We start from the raw sequence: 12,776 nt of genomic DNA on the forward strand, positions 1-12,776 counted from the left end.
TCCACGGCCGCAGTGGGGGCTTTTTCGGTGCCGATCATGGGATGTTCCCGGGACGAAGGCCCCGTCCGAACCGCGGAACCGGGTTGCTGTCGGTGGTGAGCACTAAGATGTCCAATGAATGCAGCGAAGTTGCGAGAAATGGCGACGACGCGCGTTTCGCGGCAGGAGCGTGAGGGGTGTGACTGTGCAAGATGACGGGGCGACGGGGGAGCCGGGGAGAATCATCCGGGTCGGCATGGTCGACGACCATCGGGCTCCGGTGTGGGGGATCGAACGCATCCTGGAGCGCCAGGACGATTTGAGTCTGGTCGCCTCGGGGACCACCGTGACCGAGCTGCTGGAGCAGACCACCGATCTGGATGTGGTGATCCTGGACCTGCGTCTGGGGGACGGCACCACGCCTCGCGAGAACGTGGCGCGGCTGGCCGAGCGCGGTATCGGGACCGTGGTCTACACCTCTGGTGAGCACCCTGACCTGCTGCGTTCGGCCGCACGCGCGGGCACTCTCGGGGTGGTGCTCAAGTCGGCCGACGAGGAGGAGATCGTGGGTGCGGTCCGCGCCGGCGGTCTCGGCCAGGAGTCGCTCACCACCGAATGGGCCGCGGCCATCGACGGCGACCCCAATCTGGACGCGGTGGAACTGAGTCCGCAGTTGCAGCGCGTGCTGGCCCTGTACGCCTCCGGCGGGACATCGATCAGCGTCGGGCACGAGCTCGGGGTATCGCCGGACACGGTGAACGAGTACCTCAAGCGGATCCGGCAGAAGTACGCCGATGCGGGACGGCCGACCCGGACGAAACTGGATCTGTTCAAGCGGGCCGTGGAGGACGGCTGGCTGCCGATGCCGGAGCGGCCACGCCCGGAATAGCGTTCGGAGACGGAATTACTCCGAAATGAGGAATTCGGCGCCGTTCCCGGGACATTCCGGGCAACAGGCGCTATGGCTTGATTCGTCTGAACGGGACCGACGCGCCGTGGCTTGAAGGGGGGCAGGGGATGGGGCCGACCGCGGTGAGCGGTGATGCCGAGACCAAGTTCTCCTCCCATCGGGAGCGCGAACGGATGCTCACGGTGATGGCGCGGTTCGTCGGTGTCGGCTATCTCGCGTACTTCCTGGTCTCCATCCCCGACTTCGGGCTGTCGTCCGAGTTGGTCGCCGGCTGGTACCTGCCGCTCGCCGCGGCGCTGGCCTTCGGCCCCGGCTTCGCGCTGCTGGCGGCGACCTTCCTGCCTGGGGCGCCGCGGACGGCCGTTCCGCTGGCCTATCTGTGCGCGGCGGGCTATCTCGCGGCCGGGCTGCTGTGGCTGGTGGCCGTGCGCGGCACGCCGGCCCCCATCGACCACGTGGCGTGGCTGACCGGCTTCGCGGGTCTGCCCAGTCTCGCCGTCGTACTGCACCGACTGCAGCCCGCCGTGCTGGTCCTGGTGCTGTGCGACGGCGTGGCCGGCCTCATGACCCTGGCTGCCGGGATTCCCGGGACCGATACGGTCGACGTCGCCTACCAGACCGTCTGGAACGTCCTGTTCACGTCCCTGTTCCTGCTCGCCATGTACACCGTGGTGCGCGCGGGCTGGATCCTCGACCGCACACGCGCCGGTGCGGTGCGCGCCGCCGCGGACTCGGCGACGGCCGCCGCCCGCAACTCCGAGCGCTCGCGCTTCGACGCGCTGATCCACGATCGGGTGATCGCGACGCTGCTGGCCGCGAAGCGGGACCCCGAGGACCCGCGCCTGCCCGACCACGCGCAAGCGGCCCTGGACGAGTTGGCCGCGCTGGCCGACGGCCCGGTCGCCGACGGGACCCGGCTGAGCGTCGCCGAGACCGTCGCGCGGCTGCGCACCCTCGCCTCGTCGATCGAGGCGGACGTCCCGGTCGGCTCGGTCGCCGACGGGGACCTGGACGTGGGTGCGCCCCGCTATCCCGAGGCCGCGGTCCGGGCGGTGTCGGAGGCGATGGGGGAGGCCCTGCGCAACTCGGTCCACCACGCCGGTGACACCGCCGAGCGCGCGATCCTGGTGGAACCGGGCCCCGACGGGCTCCTGGTGACGGTCGCCGACAACGGCGCGGGTTTCGACGTGGCGGCGGTCCCACCGGAACGGCTGGGCATCGAAGTGAGCATCCGCTCCCGCCTCCAGGAGTTGCCCGGTGGCAGCGCGCACGTGCGGAGCGCGCCCGGCTCCGGGGCCACGGTCCAGATCCGGTGGGAGGGCGCCCGATGACCGGAGTGCACTGGTGGCAGTGGTGGCGGCACCCGCCGCGCAATGATGCGTCCACCATCATCGGCATGCAGACGCGCGGGGCGGCCGTCCTCGCCGCAGTGGTCGTGGTGGTGCCCGGCGTGCTGGGCTGGGCGACCGGAGACGTCGGCCGGCCGTGGCTGTATCTGCTGGCGATGGTGCTGATCGCCGGGGCTGCGCTGGTGCTGCTCGCGGCCCCCGGTGATCCGTTGGACCGGCGTGCCACCGCCGTGGCCGTGCTGGTCCCGTCGGTGGCCCTGGTGGCCGGGGTGTACAGCGCGGCGTCGTCGTCGGCGCAGGCCGGGACCGCCGTGATCGGCAATCTGGGCGGGATCGTCCTGGCCTTCGCCTGCATCCGCGGCCGGGTGGTGACCGCGTGGGCCGGCCTGGCCCTCAGCGCCGTGGTCACCCTGGTGGTCGACGGGCTGGACGGTCCGCAGCCGGCGATGGTGGAGACCGTCCTGCCGAACGTCGCGGTGCTGGTGATGGCGACGTTCTTCGCCACCGTCGCCTGGCCGCGCGCCAAACAGATCTACGCGCTACGGCACCAGACCGAGCGGCAGAGTGCCGCCGAAGCCGCGGAGCGGGCCGCCATCGCCGTCCGCGCACAGCAGCTGGAGTATCTGGACGAGCGCGCGCGGCCCCTGCTGCTGCGGATCGCGGCCGGCCCGATCGATACGCAGGTCGTGGCCGAATGCGGTCTGGTCGAGGCGGCGCTGCGCGACGGGATCCGTGCTCCCGCCCTGGACGTGCCGATAATCACCGAGGCGGCCTGGGCGGCGCGTGCCCGCGGTGCGCGCGTGCTGCTGCTCGACGATCGCGCCCCTCGCGGCGGCGACGGCGCCGAGCCGCTGGAGGCGCTGCACGCCGCGGCCGTGGCCGCTCTGGACCGGGCCGGCGCCGGCTGCGACGTCACGGTACGGGTGCTGCCCAGCGGCCGCAGCCGCTTGGCGACGCTGACGGTCGACCGCGGAGACGGCTTGCAGCGGTGGGAATTCGGGCACGACGGCCGTTTGCTGACCGGGTAGACACTCGGCAGAGGTGCGCTCTCGCACTCCGGGTCGAGATCTGGATCACCTCGTCTGATTTGTCCACGATGTGCCCCGCCGCTGCCGTCATCCTCCCCTTGCGACGGTGACCAGCGGATACGCGGATGTCGACTGATCGAGTGATTGACATTCGGCGGGGTGCCGTGAGTTCCGGTGTCCCCCGATCTGGGTCTATACCGTTCACACATGGTGCTCATAGCCTGAGAGGAACCTGTGTGGGGGAGGCGTCTGGCGCCGAATCCACCTGGCGGAATCGGAGCTTTGAGGGTCGGGGAGACCTACTAGGGGGAAGTATTGTGACGGCGATGGCAACGGAGGTCGTGCCGGTCTCTGTGAACCGTGTCGATGTCGACATCCGGACCGGCGATGGCACCGCGACGGCCGGACTGAACACGACGGTCGCCGAGTTCGCGGACTTCCGCGGTGCGGATGTTCCGCGCCTGGTCCGTCCCGCGCTGTCGCGCCGGGAGGTGGAGGTACTGCTGGCGTGGCTGGCGGCCGATTCCAAGGAGGTCGCGGCCGCGAGCCTGTTCATTTCGGCGTCCACGGTCAGCACGCACATCTCTCGGATCCGGGCCAAGTACGCCGTCCTGGACCGGCCCGCGCCGACCAAGGCGCACCTGCTGGCCCGTGCGGTGCAGGACGGATACACCACCATCGCCGAGTGGTGAGGACCGAGTGGTGACGCTGCGGCCGCTGCGCTGATTTGGCGCTGGCCTGCGTGAACACCTACACTGAACCGGTTGCCTGCGGTGCGTGCACCGCGAGTCGGCTCGCGAACCCACTGGGATCTTCCGCGTCACGCGGAAAATGCCAGGCAGGCGCGTGTTCCGGTGGCAACAGGCCGAGTGCGTCGGGTCGGCAATCCGGCGTACATACAAGTCCAGGTCAAGGAGACCAGCAGTGATTCAGCAGGAATCGCGCGTGCGGGTCGCCGACAACACCGGTGCCAAGGAGATCCTTTGCATCCGAGTGCTCGGCGGGTCCTCGCGACGCTACGCCGGCGTGGGTGACGTCATCGTCGCCACCGTCAAGGACGCCATCCCCGGCGGAAACATCAAGAAGGGTGAGGTCGTCAAGGCCGTCATCGTGCGCACCGCCAAGGAGCGCCGTCGCCCGGACGGTTCGTACATCAAGTTCGACGAGAACGCGGCCGTCATCCTCAAGAACGAGTCCGAGCCGCGCGGCACGCGCATCTTCGGCCCGGTGGGCCGTGAACTGCGCGACAAGCGCTTCATGAAGATCGTGTCGCTCGCACCGGAGGTGATCTGACAATGAAGGTTCACAAGGGTGACACCGTGATCGTCGTCGCGGGCAAGGACAAGGGCGCCAAGGGCAAGGTCATCGAGGCCTACCCCAAGCGCGAGCGTGTGCTCGTCGAGGGCGTCAACCGCATCAAGAAGCACACCCCCTCGTCGGCCAACGAGCGTGGCGCCGAGTCCGGCGGCATCGTGACCCAGGAAGCCCCCATCCACGTCTCGAACGTGATGGTGGTCGATTCCGAGGGCAACCCGACCCGCATCGGTTACCGGATCGATGACGAGACCGGCAAGAAGGTCCGCATCTCCCGCAAGACCGGGAAGGACATCTGATTATGACCACTTCTGAGAAGGTCCAGCCGCGCCTGAAGACTCGCTACCGCGAGGAGATCAAGGACCAGCTGAACAAGGATTTCGCCTACGACAACGTGATGCAGATCCCGGGTGTCGTGAAGGTCGTCGTGAACATGGGCGTCGGCGACGCGGCCCGCGACGCCAAGCTGATCAACGGTGCGGTGTCCGACCTGGCGCTGATCACCGGTCAGCAGCCCGAGATCCGTCGTGCCCGCAAGTCCATCGCACAGTTCAAGCTGCGCGAGGGCATGCCGATCGGTGCCCGCGCCACGCTGCGCGGCGACCGCATGTGGGAGTTCCTCGATCGCCTGGTGTCGATCGCGCTTCCGCGTATCCGTGACTTCCGAGGCCTGAGCGACCGTCAGTTCGACGGCAACGGCAACTACACCTTCGGCCTGAACGAGCAGTCGATGTTCCACGAGATCGATATCGATTCGATCGACCGCCCGCGCGGCATGGACATCACCGTCGTCACCTCGGCCACCAACGACGAGGAAGGCCGCGCACTGCTCAAGGCGCTGGGCTTCCCGTTCAAGGACTCGAACGCGAAGGACAACTGACATGGCAAAGAAGGCTCTGCGGATCAAGGCCGCCAAGAAGCCGAAGTTCGCGGTGCGTGGCTACACGCGCTGCAACAAGTGCGGTCGCCCGCACTCGGTGTACCGCAAGTTCGGCCTGTGCCGGATCTGCTTGCGCGAGATGGCGCACGCCGGCGAACTGCCGGGCGTGCAGAAGTCGAGCTGGTGACCCACACCTGACCGACGCGGCGCCTCCGGGCGACCGATGACGTCTGTGCCGCACCCCCGCCTCCGATCCGGAGGCGGGGGTGCGGTGCATCCCGGCCCGCGCCGCGCGTCGTGGAACCGCCCGGGGAGACGGTGCGTCTAAGAGGCATGGGGATAGAGAACGGGGTGTTCAACCGGAACGACCTGGCGCGGATGGGGGTGAGCAAGACCGAGTTGCGGCGGTACCTGCGCGACGGCGCGCTGATCCGGCTGCGGCGCGGCTGGTACGTCCGGGCGTGCGCGCACGACCGCGCGGCCGCCGCCGCAGTGCGCAGCTTGCCCGTCCGCCACCGGTGGGCCTCCTGTGATTCGCGGCGGCTCGCCGACGGTTCCTGATCGGGCCACGCTCGGGAGACCACTGAAAGTAAACTAGCCCTCAGTATCTTTCAGGGAGGGTGCGGTGAGCGAACCGAAGCGGTCGCCGGGACGGCCGAAGGCGGCTGAAGGCCTGGACACCAGAGCCGAACTCCTCGCCGTGGCGCGGGCCCTGTTCTCGGCGAAAGGTTATGCGGGCACCTCGGTTTCCGAGGTCGGCAAGGGCGCCGGGGTGAGCGTACCGGTGATCTATCAGCGATTCGGCAGCAAAGCCGGATTGTTCGTCGCGACAGGCGAGGACGTCTACGACGTCGGGCTGGCGCGGTTGCAGGCCTCGATCGACGGGCTGGAGGATTTCGATGCGGCCCTGGAGGCGGCGCTGCGCGAGTTCGTCGCGATCTCCCGTACCGAGCCGGATATGACCGGCATGGTGGTGATGGTCTTGATCGAAGCCGAACGCAGCCGTGAGCTGGCCGCGGACCTGAAGCCGATGCTGCGCGACTTCCGGGCGTTCTGCAGCGCCATCGCGGCGCTCGCCCCCGAGTCCCGCGCGCCCGGGACGCGCGGGCAGCGGAACCTCGCCCTCGCCCTGGAGTCGATGTTCAGCGGGCTGATGGTGTCGTCGACGCTGTCCAAGCCCGCGGACTTCCGGGCCCTGGTCGACGCGATGCGCCACCTCGTCGCCCCGTCCTGACCCTCGCTGATCGGTGGACCCGAGCTCAGGCCGGCGCGGTCGCTCCGGTGCCGAGGTCCATCCAGGCCCGGTGCAGCATGCCGAAGCCGGCGAGCCCGAAGCCGCCGTCGACCTGGATCCGGCAGCCGCTGACGTAGGCGGCCAGGGGCGAGGCGAGGACGGCGGCCATCACGCCGACCTCCTCGGTGGTGCCGAAACGTCCCAGTGGCACCGCGCGGCGCCATTCGGCGGCGCCGACCTCCGCGGAGAGCCGCTCGACACCCAGGGTGCCGGCGATCGGTCCCGGCACGATGGTGTTGGCGCGGACACCGCGCGGCCCCCACTCCAGCGCCAGGTTCTGCATCAGGTTCTCGATACCGGCTTTGGCCGCGCCGGCGTGCACCTGGTTGCTGGTCGGCGCATAGGCCTGCCCCGCGGAGATGAAGGTGATCGAGCCGGAGGTCTCGGCGAGTTGCTCGAAGGCGGCGTGCGCGGCGTTGAAGGCGCCGAGGAGGTCGATCCCGACCACGGTCGCGAAGCCGTTGGCGCTGATCTTCTCCGCGGGGGCGTTGAAATTCCCTGCGGCACCGGCGATCAGCGTGTTGATCGGTCCGACGGCGTCGGCGGTGCGCTCCATCGCCGCGGCGAGTGCGTCATGGTCGCGGACGTCGGCGACACAATGGACCACCCGGGCGCCGAGTTCCTCCAGTTCGGTCGCAGCGCGCTGGAGCTTGGCGCCGTCCCGCCCGCAGATCGAGAGGTTCGCGCCCAGTGCGGCGAAGACCTTGCCGATCCCCAGATTGATTCCACTACCGCCGCCGGTGATGAAGGCGGTGGTGCCGTCCAGCAGCGTCGGCGACAGATTGCTCAGCAGATCGGACATGTCAGCTCCTCACTAGTTAATGAGCGCTAATTTATAATAGATCGGCCGTCGGGTCCAGAGCAGCGCCGATGTGCGGCGCGCAGAGCGGTGCCGCCGGGGCGGAAGAACAGTGGGGCCGGTCGGGCCGGGGTCAGCCGGCGGACAGGTCCTTCTTGCGGCCCACCAGCAGGTACGCCGCGGGCAGGACGCCCATCGAGCTCACCGTCGCCAGGGCGGCCGACCACAGCCACTTGGGGCCGTTCACCTGGTCACCGGTGCGTGTCGACAGGTCGCGGCCGGCCCACAGCCGCAGGCCCGCGTCGACGGCCGTCGCGGCCACGAGTGCACCCTTCTGTCCGTCGGTCAGTTCGGCCCACTTCTTCTTGGCCATGGTGCGGTCTCCTCGGGTCGGTCGGCAGTCGAGTCCACGGTATCGCGTTCGCGGCCGCCGGTGAGGTCGGCGATGAGCGACGGCCAGATCGGCTCTCGCATGTAGTTGCTGTGACCGCGGCCGAACGGGTAGGCCTGGGCCAGTGGCGGATCGGGCAGCCGGCGCTCGGCGCCGATCGCCAGGACGCGGGTGCGTGTGCCGCCGAGGAACTCGCCGGTCGCCGGCTCGGCGCCGTGCGCGGTGAGCATCGTGCCCTCGACCGGTGTCCCGGCGGGGTCGGGCGCCGACAGTCCCCACGAGAGCACGGGGCCGCCGACCGGGTCGGTGAACCGGATCAGATTGATCCAGCGGCCGTCGAGGGCACCGGTCAACTGCACGTGCGAGTCGAAGTCCAGGTAGTCGGGAAAGGTTCGGCCGTAAGCCCATTGGAGTTGTGAGCCGTAGGACAGCAGTGCCAGGCCGGTGACCGGCTCGGCGGTCTGCGTCAGGCGCTGCGCGGCGGCGTACATGATGAGCGATCCCTGACTGTGGCCGCACAGGACGATGCGGGTGCCCGGGTGGCGGGCCACCTCGTCGCGGACGCGCCGCACGATGTCGGTGATCACCACGGGCGCGTATGCGGGCGGAACCACCGGATGGCCCTCTCGGGGCCAGAACGAGGCCACGTCCCAGAGCACCCCCAGAGTGCGGCCGGCCCCGTCGGGATTGTTGATGGCGCGCTGGATGAGGAACCCCAGGCCGAGGACGAACGCCAGCAGCGCGAAGGCGCCCAGGACCCGGAGCGGAGCGCCGAAGTGATCGGGCGCGATCGCGGCGACGAGCGCGGCGACGACGGCGGCGGAGAAGAACCCGGCGATCGGGTACTGGACGTACCGGTTCAGGGTCGCCAGCCACACTCGCCGACGCAGGTTCCAGCGCTGCACTCCGGACAGCTCGCCGGCGCGCGACCCGCCCGGCCCGACCTCGGAGAGGCATTCGGCGATCGGGTTGCGTCCCCACCACCAACTGGTGGCGACCCCGACGGCGAACCCGGCGAGCGCCGCGCCGAGCAGCACGGTGACCAGCCCCCATTGCAGTGCGATCGTGTCGTAGACCCGCGGCAGCACGACGACCGGCGAGCCGCCCCGGCCGGCCAGGCCGATCAGGCGTGCCAGGCCCGCCCCGAAGCCCGCGCCCAGCATCACGCCGAGCCCGGTGAGCAGCAGCGGGGTGGCCCCGAACAGCCACGGCCGGTACGGCTTCGGAAGGTCCCGGCGGCGGCGGAAGGACCCGGTGAGCAGGAGCGTGCCGCACAGTGCCAGCCAGGAGAACGCGCACACGACGAGCGCGATCCAGACGGGTCCGTCGGCGCCGGCGAGCGCCCTCGCGCCGACGTCGTCGGCCGGTCTCTCCAACTGGTCGGGCAGCCGTACTCCGGCGACGGCGAAGACGACGGCGTTGGCCGCGACGACCGCACCGAAGCCGCCGATCCGCAGCGCCCACTCTCCGGCCGGGGTCCCGAGATGCGCCAGCTTCTCCCGGGGCCAGAGGTCGACGATGAGCAGCACCGCCCCCAGTAGCCCCAGCACCGCGACCGGGATCGGCCAGTACTGCGACGGCGCACCGACGACGAGGATCATCACCGTCACCGCGGTCGGTGCGGCGATGCCGTGCACCGTGCGCAGGATCGGGGCGGTGACGTCACCGTCGTAGAAGTCGGCGCGGGCCAGACCGGCGCGGGCTCCGGGATGGTCGGCCTGCTCGTCGGGCCGCAAGGCGCCCCGGGTGTCGATGTCGGAGATCCGGGTGACCAGGCCGCCGATCATCAGCACCAGCACGACGACGCCGGTGGCCGCCCAGGCCAGGGCGGTCGGGTTGTGCCGCAGGTGGTCGTCGAGGCCGAGGGGCGTCAAGCACGCCGTCTCACCGGGTCGCGCGGCCGGACCGAGGCACTGATAGGCGAGGATGTCGTAGGCGACGAGCGACAGCTGAAGGGTGAACACGACGGTCAGCGCGACGCCGAGAAGGTGCACAGCCCAGCGGGACAGGCGCGCCGACCACGTGTCGTCGTGGGCGGGCAGCATCGCGTAGGCGGTGTTGATCAGGGCGAACGGAACCAGGACGGCCCACAGGGCCTTCTTCCAGCCGCCGGAGGTCATGCGGCCCCAGTGGTAGGCCCAGACGTGATGGTTCGGGTCGTCGCCGACGGGCACCGGCTTCCGGTGGGCGTCGACCCGGTGCACGAACCCGCGGTCGGGGCTCAGCGAACCCGGTACGGCGACGACGTCCCCCGGCGGCATGGCGCCGATCTCGTCGGCCAGCACCTGCTCGGGCGGCGTGCCGCTGACGCCGTGGGTGCGGATCTCCAGAATCCGCGGCGGCACGGCGCCGGTCCGGCTGCTGTCGTGCGCCACCGGTCACCTCCGCCCGTGCGTCTGGCGAGGACGTCAGCGTACGTCCGGCGCCCGGGTCGCCGCCGCGCCTCCGGGCGATCGTGAGCACTCCGTGACCGGTGATCCCGACCGCGCTCGATCAGGTGCCGGCGGGGCGCGTCAGAGAGCGACGGTGAGGAGGACGACGGCGTCGGTGTCGGCGGTGAGGCCGTGGCGGACCCCGGGGACGTCGGCCAGCTGGCCCGCGCGCAGCGCCATCTCGGATGCCCTGTCCGGCACGGTGATCCGCACCTGCCCACGCAGCACCTGGATGGTGGCCTCGCCGGGACTCTCGTGGTCGCTGAGCTCCTGGCCGGCGACCAGTGCGATCACCGTCTCCCGCAGCCGGTCGGCGTGCCCCCGGACGGTGGTCGAGGAGCGGCCGCTGGCCTGCCCATGAGCCTGGGCGAGCAGGTCGTCGCTCAGGGCATTCAGGTCGGACACACTCATGGTGCGGATCCTTCCGCTTTCTCCGCCGGGCGCCGCGCGATCCCGAAGATGGTGAACAGGCAGGCGACCGCGGCGAAGGCCACCAGGAGGGCCAGGCCCACCGTGTACGAGTGCGCGGCCTCATCGTAGGTCGCGCCCATCACCAGCGGCGGGAAGAAGCCGCCGAGACCGCCGGCCGCACCGACCAGGCCGGTCACTGCGCCGACGCGGGCCGGCGGGGAGGCCACCGCGACCCACGCGAAGACCGAACCGGCCCCCATGCCCATCATCACGGCCATCAGCAGGAAGTCGGCGCCGGCCAGCCAGGGCATCGACGGTTTGAAGATCATCCAGACCGCGAGCACGGCGGCGCCGCCGCACGAGATCGCGGTGATCAGCCGGGGTCCGAAGCGGTCCGACAAGGCGCCGCCGATCGGCCGGGCGACCACCGCGGCGATGGCGAAACCGGCGGTGCGGGCGCCCGCCGACTTGAGGTCGGTCATCTCGTAGACGTCGTTGAGGTAGGTGGGCAGGTAGGTGGAGAAGGCCACGAAGCCGCCGAAGGCCGCGGCGTACAGGAACGACATCTGCCAGGTGATCGGCAGCTTCAGCGCATCCACCAGCTTCGGCACGGCCGGGTCGGTGTTCGGCCTGAACTCGGGGGAGTCGCGCATCCACAGCCAGCACATCGCCGCGACCACCAGGAGGGCGACGGCGATGATGATGTGCGTGGGGAAGTAGCCGAACCACTCCCGGAACCGGGGAGTGAAGAACGCCGACAGTGCGGTGCCGCCCATGCCGGCACCGAAGACGCCGGTCGCGAAGCCGCGTCGGTTGGCCTCGTACCAGTTGTTCACGAACGGGATGCCGGCGGCGAAGCTGGTGCCCGCGATGCCGAGGAAGAAGCCGACGACGATCATCATCGGGTACGACTTCACCGTGCCGGCCACGGCCACCAGGATCACGAACGGTGCCGACAGCACCAGCAGGCCGGTGAACATGACGCGGCCGCCGTACCGCGGCGTCATGACGCCGACGACGATCCGGCCCAGCGAGCCGACCAGGATCGGTACGGCGATCAGCACCGATTTCTGGGACGGAGAGAGAGCCATCTCACCGGGGCCCGCGTAGAAGACGGCGAGCGGCCCGATGAGGTTCCACGCCCAGAAGCTGATGGCGAAGGCCAGGGTGGCGAGGAACAGGTTGCGGGACTGCGCGCTCTTGGTGATCCCGGGGGGCGGGGCGTGGGTGGTCGTCATTTGTCACGGTCCTCTGTGCCGACCGGGGCCCACGCGCGGGACTGCGGGCTCGCGCCCGGAGCCTTCTGCACGTCACGGCTCCGGTACACGATGTACGGACGGAAGAAGTAATGCAGCGGTGCGGTCAGGATGTGCACCAGACGGGTGAACGGCACCAGGCAGAACAGCGCCAAGCCGATCAGCACGTGCACGTGGAAGCGCAGCGGGGCCGCAGCCATGGCGTCGATGTCCGGCTGCAGGATGAAGATGGACCGGAACCACGGCGCCACCGTCGTTCTATAGTTCACCCCCGGTCCGTCCGGATCGATCATGCCGATGACGGTGATGTAGGTGCCCGCGACCAGCGCGGAGACCAGCACCAGGTACATCAGTTTGTCGTTGTTGGTGGTGGCGGCGAAGACCGGGCCGGTGGTGCGGCGCCGATAGATCAGGATCCCGACGCCGATCAGCGTCGCGATCGCCGCGACGATCCCGCCGTACGCGGCGAAGATGTGGTACCAGTGCTCGTCGATTCCGATCGCGTTGGTCCACGACTCGGGGATCACCAGGCCGATGACGTGCCCGGCGATCACCGCCAGGATGCCGTAGTGGAACAGCGGTGAACCGATCCGCAGGAGCTTGGACTCGTACAGCTCCGAGGATCGGGTGGTCCACCCGAACTTGTCGTACTTGTACCGCCAGATGGTGCCGCCGATCAGCACCACCAGTGCCACGTAGGGGATCACCCCCCACAGAAAGATATCCATGCTCG

At 69.8% G+C, this 12,776-nt stretch carries 16 protein-coding genes; 10 read left to right on the forward strand and 6 right to left on the reverse strand.

Annotated elements, in window-relative coordinates; all coding sequences use genetic code 11:
• Positions 1 to 235: 235 nt before the first annotated feature.
• The 10 genes from ABD732_RS04440 (at position 236) to ABD732_RS04485 (ending at position 6,694) form a co-directional block, all read left to right on the forward strand.
• The gene (locus ABD732_RS04440) at positions 236 to 868 is read left to right on the forward strand and encodes a response regulator transcription factor (protein ID WP_344781278.1); all 633 of its coding nucleotides are present in this window, start codon (positions 236 to 238) and stop codon (positions 866 to 868) included.
• Positions 869 to 996: 128 nt separating this feature from the next.
• Entirely contained in the window at positions 997 to 2,220 is a 1,224-nt protein-coding gene (locus ABD732_RS04445) for a sensor histidine kinase (protein WP_344780988.1), read from the forward strand.
• Complete coding sequence (locus tag ABD732_RS04450; RefSeq protein WP_344780990.1) at positions 2,217 to 3,266, forward strand: hypothetical protein; 1,050 nt, start codon at positions 2,217 to 2,219, stop codon at positions 3,264 to 3,266. Before ABD732_RS04445 ends, ABD732_RS04450 begins: the two co-directional genes overlap by 4 nt.
• A gap of 326 nt (positions 3,267 to 3,592) precedes the next feature.
• Complete coding sequence (locus ABD732_RS04455) at positions 3,593 to 3,958, forward strand: response regulator transcription factor (protein WP_344780992.1); 366 nt, start codon at positions 3,593 to 3,595, stop codon at positions 3,956 to 3,958.
• 232 nt (positions 3,959 to 4,190) lie between these two features.
• Positions 4,191 to 4,559, forward strand: coding sequence for a 50S ribosomal protein L14 (gene rplN, locus ABD732_RS04460; protein WP_344780994.1), 369 nt, complete (start codon positions 4,191 to 4,193; stop codon positions 4,557 to 4,559).
• A 2-nt stretch (positions 4,560 to 4,561) separates the two neighbouring features.
• Positions 4,562 to 4,879, forward strand: coding sequence for a 50S ribosomal protein L24 (rplX, locus tag ABD732_RS04465; protein WP_344780996.1), 318 nt, complete (start codon positions 4,562 to 4,564; stop codon positions 4,877 to 4,879).
• A gap of 2 nt (positions 4,880 to 4,881) precedes the next feature.
• On the forward strand, positions 4,882 to 5,460 hold the full coding sequence (gene rplE, locus ABD732_RS04470; protein WP_344780998.1) for a 50S ribosomal protein L5: 579 nt from the start codon (positions 4,882 to 4,884) through the stop codon (positions 5,458 to 5,460).
• Between the two features lies 1 nt (position 5,461).
• A complete protein-coding gene (locus tag ABD732_RS04475; protein ID WP_105943221.1) occupies positions 5,462 to 5,647 on the forward strand; it encodes a type Z 30S ribosomal protein S14 in 186 nt (61 codons plus the stop codon).
• A gap of 146 nt (positions 5,648 to 5,793) precedes the next feature.
• Complete coding sequence (locus ABD732_RS04480) at positions 5,794 to 6,021, forward strand: type IV toxin-antitoxin system AbiEi family antitoxin domain-containing protein (protein WP_344781002.1); 228 nt, start codon at positions 5,794 to 5,796, stop codon at positions 6,019 to 6,021.
• Positions 6,022 to 6,085: 64 nt separating this feature from the next.
• Entirely contained in the window at positions 6,086 to 6,694 is a 609-nt protein-coding gene (locus ABD732_RS04485) for a TetR/AcrR family transcriptional regulator (RefSeq protein WP_344781004.1), read from the forward strand.
• 25 nt (positions 6,695 to 6,719) lie between these two features.
• Here ABD732_RS04485 and ABD732_RS04490 read toward each other — a convergent pair whose 3' ends face one another.
• The 6 genes from ABD732_RS04490 to narI form a co-directional block, all read right to left on the reverse strand.
• Complete coding sequence (locus ABD732_RS04490) at positions 6,720 to 7,556, reverse strand: SDR family oxidoreductase (protein WP_344781006.1); 837 nt, start codon at positions 7,554 to 7,556, stop codon at positions 6,720 to 6,722.
• A gap of 130 nt (positions 7,557 to 7,686) precedes the next feature.
• Complete coding sequence (locus tag ABD732_RS04495; protein ID WP_344781008.1) at positions 7,687 to 7,926, reverse strand: hypothetical protein; 240 nt, start codon at positions 7,924 to 7,926, stop codon at positions 7,687 to 7,689.
• Positions 7,899 to 10,319, reverse strand: coding sequence for an alpha/beta fold hydrolase (locus ABD732_RS04500; RefSeq protein WP_344781009.1), 2,421 nt, complete (start codon positions 10,317 to 10,319; stop codon positions 7,899 to 7,901). Before ABD732_RS04500 ends, ABD732_RS04495 begins: the two co-directional genes overlap by 28 nt.
• Positions 10,320 to 10,457: 138 nt before the next feature.
• Positions 10,458 to 10,787 (reverse strand): cupin domain-containing protein, encoded by a 330-nt coding sequence (locus ABD732_RS04505; protein WP_344781010.1) that lies wholly within the window; start codon positions 10,785 to 10,787, stop codon positions 10,458 to 10,460.
• Positions 10,784 to 12,025 (reverse strand): MFS transporter, encoded by a 1,242-nt coding sequence (locus ABD732_RS04510; protein WP_344781011.1) that lies wholly within the window; start codon positions 12,023 to 12,025, stop codon positions 10,784 to 10,786. The genes ABD732_RS04505 and ABD732_RS04510 overlap by 4 nt, the downstream gene beginning before the upstream one ends.
• Positions 12,022 to 12,771 (reverse strand): respiratory nitrate reductase subunit gamma, encoded by a 750-nt coding sequence (gene narI, locus ABD732_RS04515; protein ID WP_344781012.1) that lies wholly within the window; start codon positions 12,769 to 12,771, stop codon positions 12,022 to 12,024. The genes ABD732_RS04510 and narI overlap by 4 nt, the downstream gene beginning before the upstream one ends.
• Between the last annotated feature and the right edge of the window lie 5 nt (positions 12,772 to 12,776).

Source organism: Gordonia caeni (assembly GCF_039537105.1).
GTDB lineage: Bacteria > Actinomycetota > Actinomycetes > Mycobacteriales > Mycobacteriaceae > Gordonia > Gordonia caeni.